General features: G+C 48.9%; 14 protein-coding genes. 4 read left to right on the plus strand and 10 right to left on the minus strand.

Annotated features, from left to right (window positions below; genetic code table 11):
* Positions 1-164: 164 nt before the first annotated feature.
* From DN748_RS08740 to DN748_RS08750, 3 genes are all read right to left on the minus strand, one after another.
* Complete coding sequence (locus DN748_RS08740; RefSeq protein ID WP_236636819.1) at positions 165-1,781, minus strand: glycoside hydrolase family 32 protein; 1,617 nt, start codon at positions 1,779-1,781, stop codon at positions 165-167.
* A gap of 49 nt (positions 1,782-1,830) precedes the next feature.
* Positions 1,831-3,162, minus strand: coding sequence for a sugar porter family MFS transporter (locus tag DN748_RS08745; protein WP_112371392.1), 1,332 nt, complete (start codon positions 3,160-3,162; stop codon positions 1,831-1,833).
* Between the two features lie 252 nt (positions 3,163-3,414).
* Entirely contained in the window at positions 3,415-4,941 is a 1,527-nt protein-coding gene (locus DN748_RS08750; RefSeq protein WP_112371393.1) for an AraC family transcriptional regulator, read from the minus strand.
* Positions 4,942-5,226: 285 nt separating this feature from the next.
* Here DN748_RS08750 and DN748_RS08755 point away from each other — a divergent pair, with 285 nt between their 5' ends.
* A complete protein-coding gene (locus DN748_RS08755; protein WP_236636820.1) occupies positions 5,227-6,318 on the plus strand; it encodes a glycoside hydrolase family 43 protein in 1,092 nt (363 codons plus the stop codon).
* Positions 6,319-6,366: 48 nt separating this feature from the next.
* Positions 6,367-8,328 (plus strand): glycoside hydrolase family 127 protein, encoded by a 1,962-nt coding sequence (locus DN748_RS08760; RefSeq protein ID WP_112371394.1) that lies wholly within the window; start codon positions 6,367-6,369, stop codon positions 8,326-8,328.
* On the opposite strand, the gene DN748_RS08765 is transcribed toward DN748_RS08760, so the two are convergent.
* The 7 genes from DN748_RS08765 to DN748_RS08795 form a co-directional block, all read right to left on the minus strand.
* Positions 8,325-9,458 carry a glycoside hydrolase family 88/105 protein gene (locus tag DN748_RS08765; protein ID WP_112371395.1) on the minus strand — a complete coding sequence of 378 codons (1,134 nt, stop codon included), beginning with the start codon at positions 9,456-9,458 and terminating at the stop codon, positions 8,325-8,327. The two genes, DN748_RS08760 and DN748_RS08765, sit on opposite strands and share 4 nt — an antisense overlap.
* An 18-nt stretch (positions 9,459-9,476) precedes the next feature.
* Positions 9,477-10,823, minus strand: a complete 1,347-nt coding sequence (locus DN748_RS08770) for a BNR repeat-containing protein (protein WP_112371396.1) — start codon at positions 10,821-10,823, stop codon at positions 9,477-9,479.
* Entirely contained in the window at positions 10,820-12,778 is a 1,959-nt protein-coding gene (locus DN748_RS08775; RefSeq protein WP_112371445.1) for a DUF2264 domain-containing protein, read from the minus strand. Before DN748_RS08775 ends, DN748_RS08770 begins: the two co-directional genes overlap by 4 nt.
* Positions 12,779-13,039: 261 nt before the next feature.
* Positions 13,040-13,468, minus strand: a complete 429-nt coding sequence (locus DN748_RS08780; protein ID WP_112371397.1) for a hypothetical protein — start codon at positions 13,466-13,468, stop codon at positions 13,040-13,042.
* A gap of 300 nt (positions 13,469-13,768) precedes the next feature.
* Entirely contained in the window at positions 13,769-14,611 is an 843-nt protein-coding gene (locus DN748_RS08785; protein ID WP_112371398.1) for a mechanosensitive ion channel family protein, read from the minus strand.
* Positions 14,612-14,635: 24 nt separating this feature from the next.
* Positions 14,636-14,821: a hypothetical protein gene (locus tag DN748_RS08790; RefSeq protein ID WP_112371399.1), complete on the minus strand. Its 186-nt coding sequence runs from the start codon at positions 14,819-14,821 to the stop codon at positions 14,636-14,638.
* A gap of 4 nt (positions 14,822-14,825) precedes the next feature.
* Positions 14,826-15,401: an RNA polymerase sigma factor gene (locus DN748_RS08795; RefSeq protein WP_112371400.1), complete on the minus strand. Its 576-nt coding sequence runs from the start codon at positions 15,399-15,401 to the stop codon at positions 14,826-14,828.
* A gap of 602 nt (positions 15,402-16,003) precedes the next feature.
* Here DN748_RS08795 and DN748_RS08800 point away from each other — a divergent pair.
* Both DN748_RS08800 and DN748_RS08805 read left to right on the plus strand, forming a co-directional pair.
* Positions 16,004-18,418, plus strand: coding sequence for a hypothetical protein (locus tag DN748_RS08800; RefSeq protein WP_146746581.1), 2,415 nt, complete (start codon positions 16,004-16,006; stop codon positions 18,416-18,418).
* A gap of 110 nt (positions 18,419-18,528) precedes the next feature.
* The gene (locus DN748_RS08805; protein ID WP_112371402.1) at positions 18,529-21,741 is read left to right on the plus strand and encodes a SusC/RagA family TonB-linked outer membrane protein; all 3,213 of its coding nucleotides are present in this window, start codon (positions 18,529-18,531) and stop codon (positions 21,739-21,741) included.
* Positions 21,742-21,757 lie beyond the last annotated feature (16 nt).

Genomic DNA, 21,757 nt, shown 5'->3' on the forward strand with positions numbered 1-21,757 from the left:
TAGTTCTTAGTTGCAGGTTGCAATCATCAATGTCATTCAGAATGCAGGGAAGAATATCCGACCCAGCACGAAGGAATTTTAGCAGCATAACAAAAGTCCCGGAGATTCCTCCTTCGTCGGAATGACAACTTCCGACTCCGGACTTTGGACTTCCGACTCCCTGGTTAATTGAATTTCAGCTGGTGAATGGTGATGTTCTTTAAAGTGGTTTCAGGATCTGTCGATCGGATGTCGAAATGATCAAAAGGGCTTTTGAGGAAGAATATTTCCGTCATTGCCGCAGTGCCGCTGTCGTAAAATACCTCGATGGAAGTCTTGTCGAGTACAATACGTACATCGAGGGTGCCTGAGGAAGTAAAACGGGGGGCAGTAGAGGCTTTTTCAGCGAATTTTTCCGAAAAATCCGTTTGTCCTGCCCTGGTCCTGTCTGTAAAAAATTCCTTTTTGACACTGTTCAGCCCGAATGAAAGGGTATCTCCCTCCGTGTTATACAAGCGGAATTCCACGATACTGTTGCCCGTTTTTTCCAGGGAGAGCAAAATTTCGGTGCTGTTGAGCCCGCCGCCGTTTTCACTCTTGTATACAAAAGGCGCGGAGAGGGAAACATCTTGCTCTTCAGTAATTTTGTTGCGAAAGCTTTCCAGTTCCCTGACGGGAGAAGAAGCCAGCAGGAAGAGGCCTCCGTCCCTGATAAGCCTGAGTTCCCTGGGTACCGTCATGGCACTTCGCCAGGTGGTAGTGGGTACCTGCTGGGCGTATTCCCAGTTAGACATCCAGCCGATAAAGAGTTTTCTCCCGTCACTGTCGGGGATACCGGACCAGGTAACCCCGGCATAGTTGTCCTTTCCGTAGTCTATCCAGAAGGCTTTTCGTTTGTCCAGCGCCGTTTTAAAACCAGGGTCGAGGGTAAAGGAAGTGCCGTTAAAATCTCCCACAAAATACTGGGTTGCCGACCCTCCGTTGGGGCCACCCGGGTTCAGGCTCTGTATCAGTACCCATTTGGTTTCCCCCGTACCTTCAATGGTCATGGGGAAGAAATCGGGGCATTCCCATACGCCGCCGTGCGCCCCGGTATCCATCCCGAAATCAGAGAGGAATTCCCAGTTTTTCAGATTGCCGGAACGATAGAATTTGGCCCGATCCTGGGCTGCAAGAACCATGACCCATTGGTCGTGAATGGTATCGCGTACTATTTTGGGGTCGCGGAAGTCGCGTATCCCGGGGTTTCCGACCACGGGGTTTCCGTCGTATTTGGTCCAGGTCATGCCTTTGTCCGTACTGTAGGCAATACCCTGTGTTTCCACGTCTGTCTGCCCGTTTTTCTCTTTTTCCGGGTCGTGAATGGTGTACATGGCTACTACCGGAGGGTGGTTGCCGGTACCGAAACCGGAAGTGTTCTCTTCGTCGACCACGGCACTGCCCGAGAAAATATATCCTTCTTCACCGGGGTAAAGTGCTATGGGGAGTTCTTCCCAGTGGAGCAGGTCCCTGCTCACGGCATGCCCCCAGTGCATCGGCCCCCATACCGCAGCATCGGGATAGTGCTGGAAGAAAAGGTGGTAATAGCCGTCGTAGTAGAACATCCCGTTAGGGTCGTTCATCCAGTTCTTTTCCGGGGTAAAATGGAAATGAGGCCGGTAGTGTTTATTTTCTTCAGAAGCTATTGTGTCATTTACAGGGACTTCCCCGGTTTCCTTTTTCCCGTCTTTCCGTCCGCAGGCCATAAAGACGAGCAGGAATGCGGGCAATATTACGGTTTTTGTGATTACAGTATTTTTCATAAGGATTAAAATAGATGGATTAAAGCGTTGTTTTTTGAATATGATCCGGTCAGGTACTCCGCCTTCGGGGCATTTTTAACCGGGCCTGTATATCCTCCAGGGAAATCCCTTTGGTCTCGGGCATGACCAGCCAGACAAAGAGGAGTTGTATCAGCATCATGACCGTAAAGAACATGAATACCGGCCAGGCACCTATGGCGCCGAACAGCATGGGAATGAGCGAGGGGATTATGGCAGCGAGTACCCAGTGTACCGACGACCCGAAAGCCTGCCCGGAAGACCTCAGGTGGTTGGGAAAAATTTCGGAGATATAGACCCATATCACGGCGCCTTGCCCTATGGCATGTGAAGCAATGAACAGGAACAGGGACAACGGAACCGAATACCCTCCCCAGCCGAAGTAAAAAGCTGCCGTTACCATGGAAAGGGAGATAATATACCCGAACGACCCGTATAGCAGCAATGTCTTCCTGCCCAGCCGGTCTATAAGCATGACCCCGAGGAGCGTAAAGAGCAGGTTTACCAGCCCTATACCCACACTGCTCAACAGGGCAGTGTTCTGGGCCAGCCCGGCTTCTTCGAATATCCGGGGAGCGTAATAGAGAAAGGCATTGATCCCCGAGAGCTGGTTGAACATGGCGATGAGAAAGGCCAGGATAAGCGGGAACCGGTATTTTTTTATAAAAATGGTTTCCCCTGTGCGGTTTGCTCCTGAACCCTGGCGGATCTCTTCTATCAGCTGTTCAGGATCTTTACCGGGGTTGATGACCTTGAGTACGGCCCGTGCCGATTCTACCTGTTTTCTGGAGATCAGCCATCTCGGGCTTTTGGGAAGGTTGAATGCAAAAACAAGGTAGATCAGGGCAGGAAAAGCTTCTACTCCCATCATCCACCGCCAGGAATCCGGCCCCGTATTGCGGAGCAGGTAATTGGAGATAAAGGCGATGAGTATTCCGAGTACGATATTGAACTGGTACAGCGATACCAGTCGGCCCCGGCTTTTTGCAGGTGCAATTTCCGATACGTATGCGGGAGCGGCAATGGTCGATGCACCTACCCCCAGCCCGCCGATAAACCGGAAGAAGGCAAAGGTATAAGGGTCATTTGCCAGTGCAGACCCGAGAGAAGAAAGCAGGTATAATCCCCCTATTATGATAAGAGTGTTTTTCCGGCCTATCCTGTTGGTCGGAATGCCGCCGAACAGGGCACCCACCACCGTACCCCATAAGGCCATGGCCATCACCACGGAACCGTGAAAGGCATCGGAAGACTTCCACAGCAATTGCAATTGTTTGTCGGCGCCCGAGATTACCACGGTGTCGAACCCGAACAGAAAACCGGCCAGTGCGGCCGTAACAGACCAGAGAATAATTTTGTTCATCTCATATTTAATTGTGACGAATGCTAAACTATTCTTAAAAAAACCGATATATGTTTAGTAATGTTTCAAATAATTCATTTATATAATTTTTATTGCTCTTATTTTTTAATTTATTACAAATCAGGGGCTTTGTTTTTTGTAAAATCATTACGATAACGATATAGTTACACTCAGGTAACAGCAAATTACACTGAGGTTACATGATTTTTATCCCGTGTTTAAGCCGGTACCTGCCATATTCCGCCATACCGGTCAGGTATTGCTTTTGTATTCCTTGGGTGTGATCCCGTATTTGTTCTTAAAGGAGGTGGAAAAATAATTGGGAGATGAAAAACCACAGGCATAGGCTATTTCGGCAATATTAAGCGAGGTGTCCCGGAGCATTTCCCTGGATTTTTCGAGCCTGATGCCGCTGATATACTCATTGACACTCGCACCGGACATGGCTTTTATCTTGCGGTAAAGCTGAACGCGGGACAGATTGAGCTTTTGGGCCAGTTCTTCTACGGTAAACCCGGGGTTATCTATGTGTTGTGTAATGATGGTGTCGAGCCTGGTACGGAATTCCTCTCCGGTGATCTTCCTGATCTTGTCCTGCTGCAGGGTGATTTTCTGACTCTGGAGTTCCAGCAGCTTTTTCTTTTTGCTTATGATATAGGTCGAGTAAATCCCGTAAATGGCCAGGGCCAGGATGAGCACCAGAAAGAAGGTGAGTATTTTGATGAGGTTGGCCTGGGTAGCATATTTTTCTTCCTGTTCGGAAAGTTTTTGCAGCTGGTGTTCTATACTGGCCTGCTGGCGGTCTATCTTGTCCAGCTGATTTTTCATGATATCGGCGTTGACCGCATCGATCACGGTAGTGTTCAGCAGGTGGTTTTTGGGAACAGGGTCTTTTTTCAGGATCCGGAGGGCGAGTTTTATGGCTTCATTCCCGCCGGTAGGATAGAAAATGGTGGCCTGTAATACCCCTTCCTGTACCAGTTGTATGCCCCCGTTTTCGGTATTGAGCCCGTCCACTCCTATAAATTTTATACTGTTCTCTATACCGTTTTCCCTGGCCACCTCCCAGGCACTCAGGGCCATGCGATCGTTGTGACAGAAGATGTAATCGATCTTTTTTTCCTGCTTCAGTACATCTCTCAGCGGTGCTTTTACCGATCCGCTTTCCCAGTCCCCGTCTATGGCAGCCACAATCTCAAGTTTTTCAAAGCGGTTGACGATCTGGCTAAACCCCAGGCTTCTCTCGTAGGCCGGGGAAGACCCTTTAAGCCCTTTGATTTCCACGATCCTGATCTTCCCTTCGTGATGGGGGACAACCGATGCAATGTACCGCCCTGCATTTCTGCCCACTTCAATATTATCTGCCCCGATATAGGCCGTATAGCTTTCGTTCCCGATTTTCCGGTCGATGACAATAACCGGGATACCGGCCTTTACGGACTTTTCCACAACCGCAGTAAGGGGGCGCGACTGTATGGGCGATACGATAATGATGTCTGTCCCGTTCCGGATGAGAGATTCGATATCCGAAATCTGTTTTTCCACATCGTCACGGGCATCCAGTACGGTAAGGGCTACATCGTCGTGTAAAGACGCTTCCAGCTGCATCGACTTGTTCATTTGCTTTCGCCAGTCGTCTGTAGTCATGGCCTGGGAAAAACCGATTTTTACAGGGCCCTTGTCCCCGGTGCCGCTGCAGGACAAGAAAAATGCCGTCAGCCAGAAACCGATGAAAATAAAAAAAAGACGGTTGATATCGTGTTTGCAATGAATCAGCATTAGTTTAAACAAGCTCTTACTTTAAAAATTGTCCCGGACCGACAGGGTGAAATATTTTGCCCAATTTATAAAATTACCACCACTTTGGGCCGTATTTATTTACTTTTGCGCCGAATACCCCGGATGTAAAAGCTTTTCGGGGATTCATGCCTTTCCCAGCCTGTTACGGGAAGTACACCGATCACTTGCCGGTAGTAGGGTATTCAGAGCGATAAATATTTAAGTGTTTTAAATACAATTATAAAAAATAAATCCTATATTTACCTGTATCATAATCGGAAAAAAATGAAAAGAGTCTCTGGTTTTTTCAGCATGTTGCCGAACCCTTGTGGCGGAATGCAGGTAATACGGGTGAATTATGCGAATATCGTATGTGCCGTTATACTGCTTGTCGGCGGGATTACGGGGAATGCCCAGCCCGCGGATAAAAACGGGTATAAGAGCCCGCTGGTCCTGCAAAGGGCAGATCCGTTTGTGACCAAAGCCGGCGGGATGTATTACTTTATCGCCACCGTACCGGAGTACGACCGTATCGAGATTCGCAAATCTGAAACCATTAACGGTATAGCAGCGGCGGAACCGGTGGTGATATGGCGCAAGCACGATAAGGGCCCGATGGGAAACCATATCTGGGCGCCCGAACTTCACCGTATTGACGGAAAGTGGTATGTGTATTTCGCAGCGGGATCGGCTGAGGAAAAATGGAAAATACGCATGTATGCACTGTCTAATGCCGCTGACGACCCTACGGAGGGCCGGTGGAAGGAAGAAGGGCAGATCGTGAGCAGGAGAGACCAGTTTGCACTGGATGCCACTACCTTTGAACTCGGTGGCCAGCGGTATATGATATGGTCGGACAGGGCATCAGACGAGGTGGTGAATACCGGTTTGTATATTGCGGAAATGACCAGCCCCGTCACGCTGGCCGAACAGCAGGTCGTTATTTCCCGGCCGGAGCATGACTGGGAGATAAAGGGGCACCGGGTCAATGAGGCGCCGGCGGTACTCGTGCGTAACGGAAAGGTATTCGTGAGCTTTTCTGCCAGTGCTACCGATGCCAATTATGCCATAGGCCTGCTCTGGGCAGACCGGAATGCTGACCTTCTCGATCCGGCTTCGTGGCACAAACTTCCCGAACCGGTATTTTTCAGCAATCCGGAGTTCAGGCGTTTCGGCCCCGGGCACAACAGTTTTACGGTGGGAGAAGACGACAGGACCGATGTGATGATATACCATGCCCGCAACTATAAGGAGATTGACGGCGAACCCCTGTATGACCCCAACCGGCATACGCATGCCCGCGTATTGAAGTGGACGGAAGAAGGCATGCCTTTTTTCGGACAGGACAGCAGCGACCGCGAAATGGATATGGAATGAGAGGGAAATCTTTAAAATCAGCATCATAACGTTATATATTTATATCTCATGAGAACAGTAATGATAGTTACAGTCCTTCTGGTGTCTGTTTGCTTTTCCTGCCGGGAGAAGGAGGAAACCGGGCAGGGTGCCGGTACTGATTTGTCCGGCTATCCGATAGAAATGGCAGATGTCAAAAATGTCAGGCTGACGGATAATTTCTGGCTTCCCGTTATTGAAAGGGTTCAAAAAAAGACCATATCCTATGCTATTGAAAAGTGCAGGGAGGAAGGGCGTTTTGACAATTTTCTTATTGCAGGCGGGAAAATGCAGGGCAAGGCCAGGGGAGTGATGCCTTTTGACGATTCGGATGTGTACAAGATTATCGAAGGGGCCTCCACCTCTCTCCTGAGTGCCCCTGACCCCGGCCTGGAAAGCCTTCTGGACTCGCTGATACGCATTGTTGGTACCGGGCAGGAAAAAGACGGCTACCTGACTACCTGGAGGACCATTGATCCCGGAAAACCGACGGCAGATTGGGTAAAGGTGGTAGAGGGGAAAAGATGGGAATCGCTCGATATGAGCCACGAACTGTATAATGCAGGACATCTTTATGAGGCTGCGGCGATGCATTACAGGGCTACCGGAAAAACGGATTTTCTGGATATCGCTCTTAAAAATGCCGACCTGGTTGTGGAAACTTTCGGAGACGGGCCGGGAAAGATCAGTTCGGTCCCGGGCCACCAGATCATAGAAACCGGGCTTATAAAACTCTACAGGATTACCGGAAAGAAAAAATACCTCACCCAGGCAAAGTATTTCCTGGATCACAGGGGTGATCCTGAAAACCATACGCTTTACGGGGCCTATGCCCAGGACCATATCCCGGTAGTCAGGCAGAAAGAGGCGGTAGGGCATGCGGTCAGGGCAGTATATATGTATGCTGCGATGACCGATATTGCGGTGCTGGAAAAGGATTCGGGGTATTACAGGGCTACGGTTGACGTCTGGAATAATATCAATAACAAGAAAAAATACCTGACAGGAGGTATAGGAAGTAAACACGAAGGCGAAGCTTTCGGTGAGAACTACGAATTGCCCAACCTTACCGCCTATAATGAAACCTGTGCTGCCATTGGCGACGTGTACTGGAACCAGCGTATGTTCAATGCCACCGGCGATGTAAAATACTATGATATTATTGAACGGTCGCTGTATAACGGGCTGATATCCGGGCTTTCCCTGGACGGAACCCACTTTTTCTATCCGAATCCGCTGGAATCTGATGGAGAGTATCCTTTTAACCAGGGGGCGGTTACCAGAAAGGAATGGTTCGATTGTTCCTGTTGCCCCACTAACCTGATCAGGTTTTTACCTTCGCTCCCGGAAATGATCTATGCAAAAAAGGGTGACCATATGCTCTATGTTAATCTATACGCTTCCAACGAGGCCGAAATTGATCTCAACGGGGAGAAGTTCATACTGTCTCAGCAAACGGACTACCCGTGGAAAGGACAGGTGAATATCTCGGTAAGATCAGCTTCAGAGACCCCGGTCACATTGATGCTCAGGGTGCCGGAATGGTGCCGGAACACTATCTTGTCCGGAAACCTGTACGAATATGAAGATAAAAGGGAATTACTTCCGGAATTATGGGTAAACGGCGAAAAAACCGGCTATAACTTATCAGGAGGATATATTGCCCTGAAGAAACAGTGGAAGCCCGGTGAAGAGATACGCCTGAATTTCCCGATGGAGGTCCGAAAGGTCAGGACAAACGATCTGGTTGCGGAAGATCAGAACAAGACAGCCCTGGAATACGGCCCTGTGGTCTATGCTTTTGAAGAGGCCGATAACCCGTCGGTGATGGATAACCTGGATATTGCCCAGAAATTCGAAACCGTATATGACCCGGACCTGTTGGGCGGGGTGAATATTTTGAAGGGTACCGATAACGGTAGCGTAGCGATCCCGTATTTTACCTGGTCCAACAGGGGAGCGGGCAAAATGAAGGTCTGGGTAAACGACTAATTGTGCTCCAGGAACCGGTACATCTCTGCGCCGGCAAGCAGGAAGGCACCGACCCCGAAATTGGCAGTCGAACCGGCGTCTACCACCTGTCCGGGGATAGCCTTTTCGCCGATGGGCTGTACATAGCCTACCCTCCCGTCGGGCTGAAGGGCGGTTTTGCTGAGGTAATTCCAGCCTGCTTCTGCAGCCTTTGTATAGCGCTTCTCCCGTAGCACTCCGTTATTGATGCCCCATAGCAGGCCGTAGGTGAAAAATGCCGTGCCGCTGCTTTCCCTTCCGGGAGCATGACCGGGATCGAGAAGGCTGCGCGTCCAGTAACCTTCTTCCTGCTGGCATTGCACAATGGCTGCGGCCATATCCTTAAAGCGGCGTTTGTACAGGGAATAGTGAGGGTGGTCTTTTGGCATGTCCTGTAATACTTTTGCCAGGCCGGCAAATACCCACCCGTCACCGCGGGCCCAGAAGTCCTTTTGCCCGTTTACACTCCGGTGGGCGGGATAGACGTATTTGGCATCGCGGTAATAGAGCGAGGCCTCCTCGTCATACATGATGCTGTCGGCATATTGAAGGTAATCGTGAAGTTTCTCCAGGTATTGCGGGTTCCCAGTCACCCTGTAGAGTTTGGTCATCACGGGCATCACCATATACAGTCCGTCGGCCCACCACCAGTAATCGTTGTTTGGCGTGCTCATCTGGTATTCCATGACTTCCCTGGCGCGTGCTATCTTATGGGGTTCCGGATCGAGCCGGTAGAGATCGATATAGGTCTGAAAACAGATCTGCCAGTCACCGAACAGCACATACTGGTCGGTTTCCCCGTAGGAGTATTTCCATGCTGATTTTTTATCCGACCGGGCGCCCTGCCATTGATTGTGCCGGGCCCAGGCTTCGGAATAGTCCCGGTACTGTTTTTTTCCGGTGAGTCTATACAGTTCCATATTCCCGGTATGGTATGCGGCATGGTCCCAGAAAGCCCGTACCTGTGGCGGATTGTGGTTTTGCCAGTAGGTATTGGCCAGGTGTAATTTCGAAAGGACTTCCTCCCCGGCAGGCTGGGCGGAAAGTGTAAAAACGGATAAGGCCGAAAAAAGCAATAGGAGGTTTCGCCTGATATTCTTTGTAAAGATCATGATATTCTGTTTTATGGCTTATTCGATACTGATTTCCAATATTCTGACGGGAGTTGCCTCTGTTCCGGCCATACCCTCCCCGTCTATCTGTTCTACCTGCTGCACAAAGAGGTGCAACTGTTTTTTCAGTTTCCAGAGCTCCCCGTCGTATAACGGTTCCCACTGGCCTACGGGGCCCGGGGTCAGGTCGGAGATGGTCCACTTTCCGTTGCCGCCCAGCTCATAGCGGGCCAGGGATACCCTGTTTTCCCTTTCTTCATCACGGAAGAGCAGCAGCAGGTGTTTCCGGTGGCCCCGGTCATCGACCAGCAGTTGCGGACGGGAGACGGGAATCCTTTTGGTGCCCCCTCCGCCAAGGTCAAAAGGCGTACGCCTGAAGGTAGCCGTCAGGTTTTTCCACTGTTTTTCTTCCTTGTAAATCACCTGGTACTGTGGAGTTCCGTTACTTTTCCAGTAGGTGGCGATATAAGGTACCCCGCGTTGGTCTACAGTCATGGCGGTCTGATTTATAAGTCCGCTGCCCTGGGGTATTTTCCAGGCGTATTCTGCCGTATTTTTCGTAACGGGCAACTCATAAGGTTTTCCTTCGGAAGTTTTCCAGTGCAACCCGCCGTCGTGCGAACGGGCATAGCACAGATCGTGATTGGTAGCCACATCATAGGTTTCCCGCCATACCCATGACAGGTGAATGGTCCCGCGGTGATCTACACTGGCCTGCCAGTAGGCGCTACGTTGGCCTTCTCCGTCTATGAGATTGGAATGCAACTGTTCCCATTGCCTTTTTTCCCGGTCGTAACGATTAATGACAAGGTTTCCGCGGCCGGAGGCTCCCGACCGGTAAAAAAACAGGAGATCCCCGCCGGGAAGCCGGTAAAATTCGGGATAGGTCACCCTGTCTTCTTCCTTCCCCGTCATCGGTATTTCCTCTCCCAGTTCCAGTCCGAATGGTACCCTGCTCCTGGCATACCTCAGGCGGGTATTGTGATGGTCCCAGGCTACGTGCAGATATCCTTCCCCATCCACGGCAATACTGATGGTGTTGTGCGCATCGGCAGCATGGCCCCTGTAGGGAGTTCGTACGGTATCCCATTCCGTATCGCCCAGCCTTCGCCTGCCCAGGACGAGCGCACCTTCGGGATCGTAATAAGCGGTAAACTGTTGTTCTTTATGCGTGGTCAGGGCGTTTTTCCGGAAGACGACCGTATTCACCGAATTATTGGCCCAGCCTTTCCCCACTTCGGTTTCCCTGATCTGCTGCTGTGCGGCAACGACGGAAGAGATCAGCAGGAAGAGGGTCAGGATAATCCCGGGATATCCGAAGGCCGCCGGTATGTTACGGGTTGGTCTCAACAGCTTGTTATTCATGGTTTTTTTGCCCTTTGTACGGTTACCTTCCGGGCGTAATAAAAGGTATCTGTTTCGGGCCCCGGCATTCCGGAAGACCCTTCCATCTGCAGATTGATGATCAGCCACAGGGGTTTGCCGGTAAAATTGGCACGGTGTGCCCCTGTTTTCTTTCCGTCGATAAAGTATTCGATGGTGAGCATGGTGTCGTCAACGCGCTTCAGGACAGCGGTATAGGTATGCCAGGTTTCCATGGCATCCGGAATGTTCTTTTTAATGGTGGAAACCTCTCCGGGCGTGATAAAGGTATTCTGCCAGTTATAGGTATCTCCCTTGAACTCGAGGATGTCACTTTCCGGGGGCCAGCCGTTTACCGCTGTCAGCCAGAAAGCGGGCCAGGTGCCCCTGGCAACGGGTGCCCTGAATTCACCCGACACCTTGTACAGGGGATATTCCCTGCTGACGGTAATATGGTGTTTGGAATGAATGGCTGCAGAATGATATTTTATACGCTGGTGGGGAGGACTGCTGCTTTTTCCTTCATCTTCCGTAACCAGGGTTGCCCTGATCTGTAAAACATGCTTGTCCAGGGTCAATTGCCTGCGGTTTTCCGGTCCGGCATACATCCGGGCAGATCCGTTGTGGTCGCTTCCCCAGGGATACTGGTAGTTCCAGGCTTTTTCAAAGGCCTCGTAACCGGCAAAGGAAGTGCTGTCCACTATGGTCTCCCACTCCGGTTCGCGATGGGTTTTCGGATAAAAGGCATGATCCCTGGCAACTTTTTTTCCACTCCATACTCTTTTTTGGGTCCAGTCTTCGGGAGGGTCGGTCCAGAACGGCGTATCGGGTGGCAGCCCCAGCACCAGGTAGGCTTCCGTACACAGGTACAGGCTCCCGGTAGAGAGGTAGCCTTCGGCCACTTCGGGATCACGCCCGTAAAATCCGAGGGTGAGCCATCCCTTTTCATCAAACATATCGGGGGCCCTATGATGCCTTTTTAATACGGCATAAAGGGCAGAACGTACCCCGGCGGGGGTGATCGCATCGGGTAATTTCTGTAAAAGCGCTATCTGTGCAAGCGCCTGAAAGGCACCGTACCGGTAAGGCAGGGAGCGCCCGATGGGCGGATAGGTGCCGTCGGGCGAAATAAGCCGTTCCTGTATGGCGGCATACCGCTGCGCCCTTTCGATGAGCAGGCGATAGTCGTTGTTTGTCTTTTCCTTCAGCACAGCACCTATATCCAGCAGCATGGGGTGGATGACGTAACTGTTGTAGTAATCCCAGTGAAAGTCGGGACCGTCACCGTATATACCATCACCGAGGTACCACTCCCGGTGCTTGTTCAGGGCATATTCGATACGTACCATGTCTGCCTGCCCCTCGAATTTGAGCAGGGCGGCTTCCACCATGGCGGTAAACAACAGCCAGTTGCTGTATGCCGGAGAAATGCTCCGGGTCGATTTAAGGGCTTTTAACACATTGGCCTGTGTCTGTTTGTCGAGACGTTCCCATAATTGCCCGGGAGCGCGGAGCAGTCCCTGGGCAAAAAAGGCAGCATCTACAAGCGGCTGTCCCCCTTCGGTAAAATTCATAAAGTCGGCTGCCTCCGGATCTGTGGCATTACGGATGGCCTTCAGGGCCATACGGATGTATTTTTCACGGAGTTTCCCTTCGGGAGTATTGTCAGGTCCCAGTTCCAGCCACGGGGCCACCCCGGAAAGGGTACGGCCGAAAGCCTCGAGATAGGTCACCTTTTTCCGGTCTCCCCACGGATGGGGCGTAACCTCTACCGGCATGGTCTCTTTCAGCCGGTTTTTGCTCAGGGATTCCAGGACGGGACCGGCAATCCTGACCAGGTGTTCCGTAAAGTATTCCCTGATTTTTTCGGGATCCCGTTCTTCAGCCGGGGCTTGCGCTTTCAGGAAAAACCCCTGTAAAAGACAGAAGATAAGTAGCGGGAGTACATTTTTTTTCATAAAGATCATTGGTTGGCATTATTACATATTGATGTAAAAATAGGAAATATAGACTGTTTAAACGGGCTGTTCGCGCTTTTAAGGTGTTAAATATACATTTATCCCCTGTATTGTCCGAATTTGTTACCCTTTGAAGATTATTTTCTCTTGTATACTCTCTTCCTGGGGGCAATGTGTACCGTTTTTCCGGGGCAGAAAAAGAAAAAGCTACCGGAATCTTCCCGGTAGCTCACCTTTAATAAACCAACCCTAAACCCGGGACTAACCCGCCAGGCTTGCGCCCTGAATGGTCTGCAGGTCACCGTTAAGTTCCTGGGGGTGTACCTGTACCTGTTCTTTTTCCGCCTTGTTTACCATGCCGAGTACCTTATCCAGAAGATCGGTCTCGTTCTTGAAGAGTGATTTCTTCAGGGTTTGCATTTCAATTTCCATATTGTGCCTTACCTTTTTCTTCAACTCTTCGGTAAAAGAAAGGTTAAAGATCTTTTCGTAAAGAAACTTGTGGTTGGAAAGTGAGAAATCCCCGTTTCCTATACAAATGTATATTTCATTCACATCGTCAATAAGGAAGTATTCGTCGGAAATAGGAGAGATCAGTTTCTTCACCTGGTCGTTTTCTGAAAAATACCGGACAATGTCCTTGATGTATTTTTCGTCTGCGGTCAATTCTCTTTTTTTAAATCCAAACATAACTTTTCAGAATTATGAAGAAGCGGGCGTTTCTGAAAACGGTTTTTCTGATTATCGCAAACTTCTTCCGTTCTGTTTATTAAGACACGGAAAATCTCAAAAAGTCACATATGGGAGTTAATTAATTGCGTTTTTGTGTTTAAGTATTTGATTTTAAGTCTTAAACCCTGAGTATTGCAATGCGTTTTTTACCACGGCTTGTCCCGGTATGCCGAGATCTACGGGTATATATGGAGCAGTTCCGGAAAAATAATCCGTGAATCCGTGGCCAATAAACTTTCGGATTTTTATTTCAGATTTTCATAGGGAGGAACTTTCTCCGCGTTCTTTTTCCTGGAGAATGATGATGTTCCGGTCTGTAAAATTCTTTATGGGAAAAACGATTTTTTTGTCTCCTGTGTCCAGCACCAGGTTTATACTGTCGATGCGTTCGATAACCCCTTCGATGTCATCGACACGGACTTTCATCCCGGTTTCAAAGTTTTTCCGGGTATAAAAGCTGAGCAGCAGCCGGGAGATCACATCCTTTGAGCCCAGGCCGAGGGCAATGGTGAAGGCCGCGAGAAGGGCACCGAACAGGATAAGCACATTATTGGTAATGATGTCGGTATGTATGCCGAGCTGATTCAGGGCCATGATACCGGCAATAAGCAGTATGGTATAGAAAGCCAGGCCCCCTATGAATTTCGAGCCGCTCATATCAAAAGACCGCAGCATGCCCTGAACGGCATTGCGCACCAGGTCTGCCACAACAATCCCGAGGATGAGCAGGGCTATTCCGGTGAAAAGCCGCGGAAGGTAGGTGATGAGCTGGGCCGCCACCTCCGAAACGGCGTGGAGATTGAGCATTTCTGCCCCGGCAATGACCAGTATGAGGATAACCAGGAACCTGACAAAAAAGAGGATGATTTTCCTGAGATCGATGCGATAGGAAGATTTTGAGAGAAAATCCGTTTCATTGAGCTTTTCGGAGAGTGTGTTTATTCCGGAGAGCTTCAGCAGGCTTCCGGCGATAAAAAGAACAGATCTGTAAATGAGCCATCCGAGTAAAAGCAACAGTACCGTCCATAATACTTTCGGAAGCATATCGAGAAACTGCCCCGAGAGCCTGCTCAGAACATCGAGATCAAGAGGGTTTTGCATAATGGTAATTTTAGTAGTTTTTTATCACTGTTTCTTGTCGGATTTGTTCCTGGGATTAAAAAATTCATTTACGGTGAGCGGATATTTTACCGCCACCAGGTCGGCCATGTCCAGGGAGAGCTTTATCAAGGCCACATCGTCCATGACCTTTTCCCTGAGCGAATCGGGAAGCTCCTCATTGTGAATAATTTTTTTAAACGGGTTTTCCATGGGGTTAGTTGATTTCGTTATGCAATTCCAGTAAGCGGTGCTTGGCTCTTTTCAGCCGCATTTTGGCAGCGCTCTCCCCGATGTTGAGGGCGGAACTGATGTCCCTGATAGAAAAATCGTCCTGATACTTCATCAGCAGGATCATTTTATCGTCAGGACTGATCATATCCAGAATCTTCATAAGGGCAGCTTCTTTAAGTCCGAAAATAGCATCGTCTTCGATCTCGGCAGCTTCGTCCTTAAAATCATCGGTAGGGACGAAAGTCTGCCTGTATTTGTTCAGGTTGCGTTGCACATAGTTGACACAAAAATTATAGACAAAGGCATAGAGCCATGTCGAAAACCGGGATTCGCCCCGGAATGTCCTCAGCTTTACAAAAAGCTGTACAAAAATGTCATGGGTCAGGTCCTGTGCCTCCTCCACAGACCTCGTAAAGGAAAGGCATTTGTGATATACCCTGTGCGAGTACCTGTCATACAGCATGCCGTACCAATACGTGTCATTCGTCTCCGTTGTCCTGGAGACAAGCATTTCATCGCTGATGCTTTCTACATCTGTTTTCTGATGATCTTTTTCCATGATAAGGCCAGGAGCGAACCTTTGTTTTGATTAGACACATTAGTAACCCGAAAGGTCACATGATTTATACAAAAATATTCAAATTTTTATAAGAACTCCGTCTTTCCTGCTGAATTTGAGTGTTTTAATGTGGTAATAGCGGAGAATCACCCCCAGATGATTTATGAACGGGTAAGATGAGCGCCTGCCGGGGTAAGGGAAGCAGGCAATATAAGGGTTTTTCGGTATACGGGAGGCAGGACGGGTGCCTTCCGAATCCCTATATTCCCTGACCCTGCACGGTTTTTAAGAGTATTTGACAGATAATTAAGAACCGGCTGTAGCAGTTCGCATTAAATTTGTTTTGTGAATTTGATAAAAAAACACCACCTAAACAAAAGTACGTTTAAATTATCACACAAAACATTAACAAATTCAATCTGTTCTATATGAAAAAAAATTTAATAACCACCATTACTTTATTGATTGAACACAGAAGGAAGATTCCTTTAAAAGCCTGTGGCATATTTGCGGTGCTGATGCTTTTTATGATGAACAGTTGTAAAAAAGTTGATAATAAAGATAGACATAAGAAAACCGTAATAAACTCAGAGGACGGAATAATGACGTCTGCAGAGGGCAGCAGAAAGATCAGCGGTATCTATCCTCATCTTACCGTATATGCCCATAAAAGGATGGCGGGAAATTACGATTCCGGACAGGAAACGGGAATCGGGGCCCTGGCCGTTTGGAATGATAAGCTGTATATGGTCAGTTATGCCGCACATAAACCTGAAGGGAGCGAACACAATCTGCATATTGTCGACAAGGATAAGAACATGGAGATTTTTAAGGGCAGTATCGGCGGAACCCCGGCTGCCCGAATGGTGCACAAGGAGACCAATCAGTTGTTTATCGGCCCTTATGCCATAGATAGTACAGGCAAGGTGAGGGTGATTCCCTATTCCGACATGAAAGGAAGGCTTACCGCTGTGGCGAGGCACCTGAAAGATCCGGAGAACATGGTCTATTATTACGACATGGAGGGCATGTTGTACGAAGTCGACGTACATACTCTGAAAGTGAATAAGCTGTTCCACGACCCGCTTCCGGGGTGGCATGGAAAAGGGGGGTATACCAGTCAGGGCAAACTGGTGCTGTCTAATAATGGAGAGCGGCTGGCCAAGGGAAAGATGGTGCAGAAGAAAGACGGCACTGACTCTGTCAGTTACCGGTGGAAGGATACGTGGAAAGTGCCCCGGGAAGGGGTTTTCGGAAAGGACAGGCTGGGCATACTTGCAGAATTTGACGGTGAGAATTTCAGCATTGTGGAGAGAAAGCAGTATACCGATGTGACCACCAGACACGGGATCTATGCGGAACCTGGGGATGAGTCTCCCCTTTGGGCCGTCGGGTGGGATAAGAAATCATTGCGGCTCACGGTGATGGACCAGGGAGTATGGAGTACTTTTTTATTGCCCAAAGCGGCGTATAATAACGACCCCTCCCATGGATGGTTTACGGAATGGCCACGGATAAGAGCCATAGGAAAAGACAGGATGATGATGGATATGCATGGTATGTTCTTTGACTTTCCTGAATCCTTCTCGGTTATGAAGACCGCGGGGATACGTCCCATAAGTTCACATTTGAGATACATCCCGGATTTCCTCGAATGGAACGGACAAATCGTCCTGGCCACGGATGAGACTTCTGTACAGGGTAACCCGCTTTCCGGGCAGCCGCAGTCCAATCTCTGGTTTGGCAGCTATGAGGAATTGTCCGGTTGGGGCCCTTCATCCGCTTACGGTTCTGTGTGGCTTGAAGAAACCGTAGAGGCCGGCACACCCTCCCTGCCATTTCTCTTTGCCGGATTCGGCCACAGGATGATCTACCTGAAAAATCACGGAAAGACCCCTGTGACGGTTACGGCAGAGATCGATGCCGGGGGAGACCAGGACTGGAAAACCTTAAAAACATTTGCACTGGAAGGAAATGGCTCGGCATGGTATATTTTCGGGGATGACGAAAAAGGAGAGTGGATCCGCCTGATCTCCGACCAGGCCTCGGCACTCACAGCGTCATTTCACTTTACGGACGACAATTTTCACGATCCCGCCGACGGGGCGTCCCTTTTTGAAGGGCTGGCCGATGCAGATTACGACGGCGAGGTGAGTCACGCTAAACTTTACAGCAACAGGAACAACTTTAACCTCGGGGTATATGCAGGGAGGATAGAGAGCGGTAAATTTAAAGGAACTACGGATCTTGAATTTACCAAGGGAGATTTCGAATTTGTGGATGGTACGCCCGAGAAAGGATCGGAAGAAGTCCTGAAGGAAAAGAGCATATGGACCGAAGACGAAGCCTCGGTAATATTAAAGGCAAAAGACTACCAGCTGCGGCTTCCCAAAAATCCCCGGTACGACAGCAAAAAATTTCCTTCCGGTACGGTCAGGTCCATACGCGAAGTAGAGTCGGAAAGGGAACTCGCCAATATTGCCGGAACCTTTTATGAAGTTCCGCTGTATTTTATCGACCAGGAACCCCTGTATAAAATGATGCGTCCCGTATCCACCCATAACAAGCAGATCTCCGATTTTAATACCTGGAACGGCTTACTGGTGATGAGCGGTGTTCGTGCCGATGCCGAAGCTTCGGAGCATATCTATAAATCTCCCGACGGAAAGACTGCTTTGTGGTTCGGGGGGATCGATGACCTGTGGAGCCTCGGAAAACCCCGTGGAGAAGGAGGGCCCTGGAAAGATGCCGAGGTCAGGGCAGGTGAGCTTTCGGATAACTACCTGATGAAAGGATACGATGATAAGACCCTGTACCTTACCGCAGACAGGGACGTGAAGATTTCCCTGATGGTCCACTTTGAACACTACCTGAAAGAACCTGTACTGTACAAGACCTTTGAAGTTAAAAAGGGTGAGAAACTGGAATACGAGTTTCCGGAAGGCTTTAGCGCCCATTGGGTGCAGGTCAAAGCGGATAAAGACTGTAAGGCAACGGCCTGGTTTGTATACCGGTAAGCAGAAGAAGGACCGGAGATCTGCAGGCATTAGTGAATGACAGAAATCGTATGGTTGCCGGGGAAGTAATAAATTAGAGGATAAACATTTTAATAAATACCATTCATCTTATGAGAAAAATAATATTAACCACCATTACCTTATTCACTGAAAACAGGAAAAAGATACCGCGGGAGGTATGTAGCATCCTTGCGATACTAATGTTCTTTACGGGATATTCTTCAGTAATTTATTCCCAGTCACTGGTAACGATTTCGGGAACAGTGGTCGACGAGGGAGGAGTACCCATGCCAGGGGTCAACGTGATACAGTTGAACAGTACCCGGGGAGCCACTACAGATTTTGATGGAAACTTCAAAATAGAAGTGGATGAAGGAAGCATTGTGGAATTCAGCTATATAGGATACGAGACCTTTGTCATTGAAAAGGCAGCTGCCACCATGAGTGAGATGAATATCATTATGAAACCGAATGCTTCGAAACTGGATGAAGTAGTTGTTATCGGATATGGGGAACAAAAACGATCGGACGTTACAGGTTCGGTATCCAGTATTAAAGCTGATGATATTGTGGAATCCGGTAACACTGACGTATTGGGAGCTATTCAGGGTAAGATTGCCGGGGTTCGGATCAATGCCCAGTCCGGAGAGCCCGGAGCAGCGATGGATATTCAGATCCGTGGGGCGAGTTCACTTTACGGTTCATCATCTCCTCTCTTTGTTATCGATGGGGTTCCTTACGATATGAATGCCGATGAGGTGGCTAATGCCGAAGAGACCAATATTGGGCATGCTGTAAACCCGCTGTCGGATCTCGATCCCAACAGTATCGAATCCATGGAGGTGTTAAAAGATGCTTCTGCCACAGCAATTTACGGATCAAGGGGGGCTAATGGAGTGGTTATCATCACTACGAAGTCCGGAACTCCCGGAAAGTCGAGGATCAACTACCATGGATATACGAGTTTTTCCGAGGCCGCAACTACACTGGATCTGTTAAACGGAGACGACTGGATTGACTACCAACGGATAGTACGTCCCGAATCACCACTGTTCTATGAGATAGTAGACGGTAATATAGATACGAACAGCCCCATAGACCCCTATGCCTATAAACAAACAGACTGGCAGAAGGAAGCCTTCCGGAACGCTATAACCCAGAGTCATTCCATTTCGATAAGCGGAGGAAACAAGCAGACCACATGGGCAGGAGGAGTTTCCTATCTGGACAAAGAAGGTGTAATCCGAAGGAATGATTACGAACGGCTCAACGCGAGGCTCAAAGTTGATCACAAACACACGGATAAGTTGAGGGTAGGTATAAATCTCAATGGGTCTACCGAAACCAATGAAGGAGCGACGAATACGGGTCTGGCCAATTCCGCTAATGGTATCGTACAGCGAATTATCATGTCGAGACCTGTACAGTACTACGACCCGTCTACTGACGACGAACTCACCGGATTTATCACTCCGCTTTCCATGATCGATAATGCAGAGAAAAGCACCAATACCATTAGAATGACGGGAAATGTGTATGCGGAATATAGCTTTTTGCCGGAACTTAAACTAAAGGTCGATGCAGGGGGAAGGCTTTCCAGTTCCAAAGGGAAGATGTTTTACGGTTCCAATACGATTTGGGGCAATCTGAATAATGGTATTGCCAGTTTGCAGGAACGGAGGTCTGGCTCCTGGAACTTTATCACCCAGCTAAGTTATAACAAACGGTTCAATCGTATCCATAAAATTGATGCCACAGGTGTCTTTGAAGCCGGTCATTATAATTATGAGTACCAGAGTATGCGAAGTACTGATTTTATGGACGAATCTACCGGTATCGACGACATCAGTAAAGGGGCGCTGGTTTCAAGTGTGCGCTCCTCACGGTGGTCTTCAAACCGGGTTTCCTGGCTCGGCAGGGTGAATTACTCGCTGCTCTGGCGGTATTTGTTTACCGTGAGTTTCCGTGTGGACGGTTCCGATAAATTCGGCCCCGGAAACCGTTATGGGTATTTCCCTTCATTTGCTTTTGCCTGGCAGGCGCACAAAGAAGATTTTTTGAAGTCTGTAGACGCATTAACGGAGTTGAAGCTCAGATTGAGCTACGGGGAAACAGGGAATGAGAGAATTCCTGCCTACCGCTATTTTTCGGAAATGGAGAATACGTTCTACGCCTCCGGAGGAAGTTCTCTTTTCGGAATGTCGCCCGGGTCCCTGGCCAATCCCGACCTGAAATGGGAAACCACAAGACAGTTTAATACAGGGGTAGATATCGGACTGTTTAAAAATCGCCTGAATATAACCGCGGATTACTATATTAAACAGACCCACGATATGTTGCTGCCAGCCTCTATAGCCTCAGAAACCGGGTACACCCAGCAGTGGAGAAATATGGGGCGCTTAGACAATACCGGGGTTGAACTGTCAATAAACTCTGTGAATGTCAATACTAAAGACTGGAATTGGACGACCAATTTTAATATCAGTGCCAATAGGAATACTATCAAGGATTTGGGTGATATAGATTATATACCGGTAATTATGACTAACGGTACCATTGCCAACCTGGGGCGGGTACAGGTCGGTCATTCTCTCGGAACCGGTTACGGTTTTGTCTGGGACGGAATCTACCAGATCGACGACTTTATCTGGCAGGAGGACAGCAACCCTGAAATCCCGCACGAATCGAGAAATTACGAACTCAAGGATGGAGTACCGTCGGTGGCGGGTGCTACGGTACAACCGGGAGGGCATAAGTTTAAGGACCTCAACGGAGACGGCGTAGTAGACGATGACAATGACCGGACCTTTATATCGCGCAGTTTGCCCAAACATGTAGGTGGGTTTTCAAGCAATTTGTCTTATAAGAATTTTGATTTTAATTTCTTTTTTGAATGGTCGTACGGAGGGGATATGATCAATTTGGGGAAACGGCTGGTTGAAGGTCCCGGAGGTGGGGTATGGAACCTGTCCCAGGATTTTTACGACAATAGGTGGACCCCGGAAAATCAGGGTAATACCCATCCGGATTTTCTGATCAATAACCCGACGTCGAGCATGATGTCGAGCTACTATGTAGAGGATGCTTCTTATCTCAGGCTGTCAAGTGTGACGCTATCCTATACACTACCCGATCGGTGGCTGGACAAAACCGGGTTCAGCAATGTTAAGGTATATGTAAAAGGAACCAATCTCCATGTATGGACCAATTACTCCAGTTTTGACCCCGATGTGAGGTGGAACAATAATTTGTTACCCGGAGTCGACCGTTTTGCCTATCCCAGACCACGTTCCTACATCGTTGGATTAATGTTCTCCTTATAGTGCTCACCATAAAAAC

The sequence above is a fragment of the Sinomicrobium soli genome, assembly GCF_003285545.1.
GTDB lineage: Bacteria > Bacteroidota > Bacteroidia > Flavobacteriales > Flavobacteriaceae > Sinomicrobium.

What these genes read in the sequence shown, in the direction of transcription:
- DN748_RS08755 (WP_236636820.1), top strand. Translation starts at nt 5,227, where the DNA reads ATGAAAAGAGTCTCTGGTTTTTTCAGCATGTTGCCGAACCCTTGTGGC.
- DN748_RS08805 (WP_112371402.1), top strand. Translation starts at nt 18,529, where the DNA reads ATGAGAAAAATAATATTAACCACCATTACCTTATTCACTGAAAACAGG.
- DN748_RS08795 (WP_112371400.1), bottom strand. Translation starts at nt 15,401, where the DNA reads ATGGAAAAAGATCATCAGAAAACAGATGTAGAAAGCATCAGCGATGAA.
- DN748_RS08780 (WP_112371397.1), bottom strand. Translation starts at nt 13,468, where the DNA reads ATGTTTGGATTTAAAAAAAGAGAATTGACCGCAGACGAAAAATACATC.
- DN748_RS08740 (WP_236636819.1), bottom strand. Translation starts at nt 1,781, where the DNA reads ATGAAAAATACTGTAATCACAAAAACCGTAATATTGCCCGCATTCCTG.
- DN748_RS08785 (WP_112371398.1), bottom strand. Translation starts at nt 14,611, where the DNA reads ATGCAAAACCCTCTTGATCTCGATGTTCTGAGCAGGCTCTCGGGGCAG.
- DN748_RS08770 (WP_112371396.1), bottom strand. Translation starts at nt 10,823, where the DNA reads ATGAATAACAAGCTGTTGAGACCAACCCGTAACATACCGGCGGCCTTC.
- DN748_RS08760 (WP_112371394.1), top strand. Translation starts at nt 6,367, where the DNA reads ATGAGAACAGTAATGATAGTTACAGTCCTTCTGGTGTCTGTTTGCTTT.
- DN748_RS08790 (WP_112371399.1), bottom strand. Translation starts at nt 14,821, where the DNA reads ATGGAAAACCCGTTTAAAAAAATTATTCACAATGAGGAGCTTCCCGAT.
- DN748_RS08800 (WP_146746581.1), top strand. Translation starts at nt 16,004, where the DNA reads ATGACGTCTGCAGAGGGCAGCAGAAAGATCAGCGGTATCTATCCTCAT.
- DN748_RS08750 (WP_112371393.1), bottom strand. Translation starts at nt 4,941, where the DNA reads ATGCTGATTCATTGCAAACACGATATCAACCGTCTTTTTTTTATTTTC.
- DN748_RS08765 (WP_112371395.1), bottom strand. Translation starts at nt 9,458, where the DNA reads ATGATCTTTACAAAGAATATCAGGCGAAACCTCCTATTGCTTTTTTCG.
- DN748_RS08745 (WP_112371392.1), bottom strand. Translation starts at nt 3,162, where the DNA reads ATGAACAAAATTATTCTCTGGTCTGTTACGGCCGCACTGGCCGGTTTT.
- DN748_RS08775 (WP_112371445.1), bottom strand. Translation starts at nt 12,778, where the DNA reads ATGAAAAAAAATGTACTCCCGCTACTTATCTTCTGTCTTTTACAGGGG.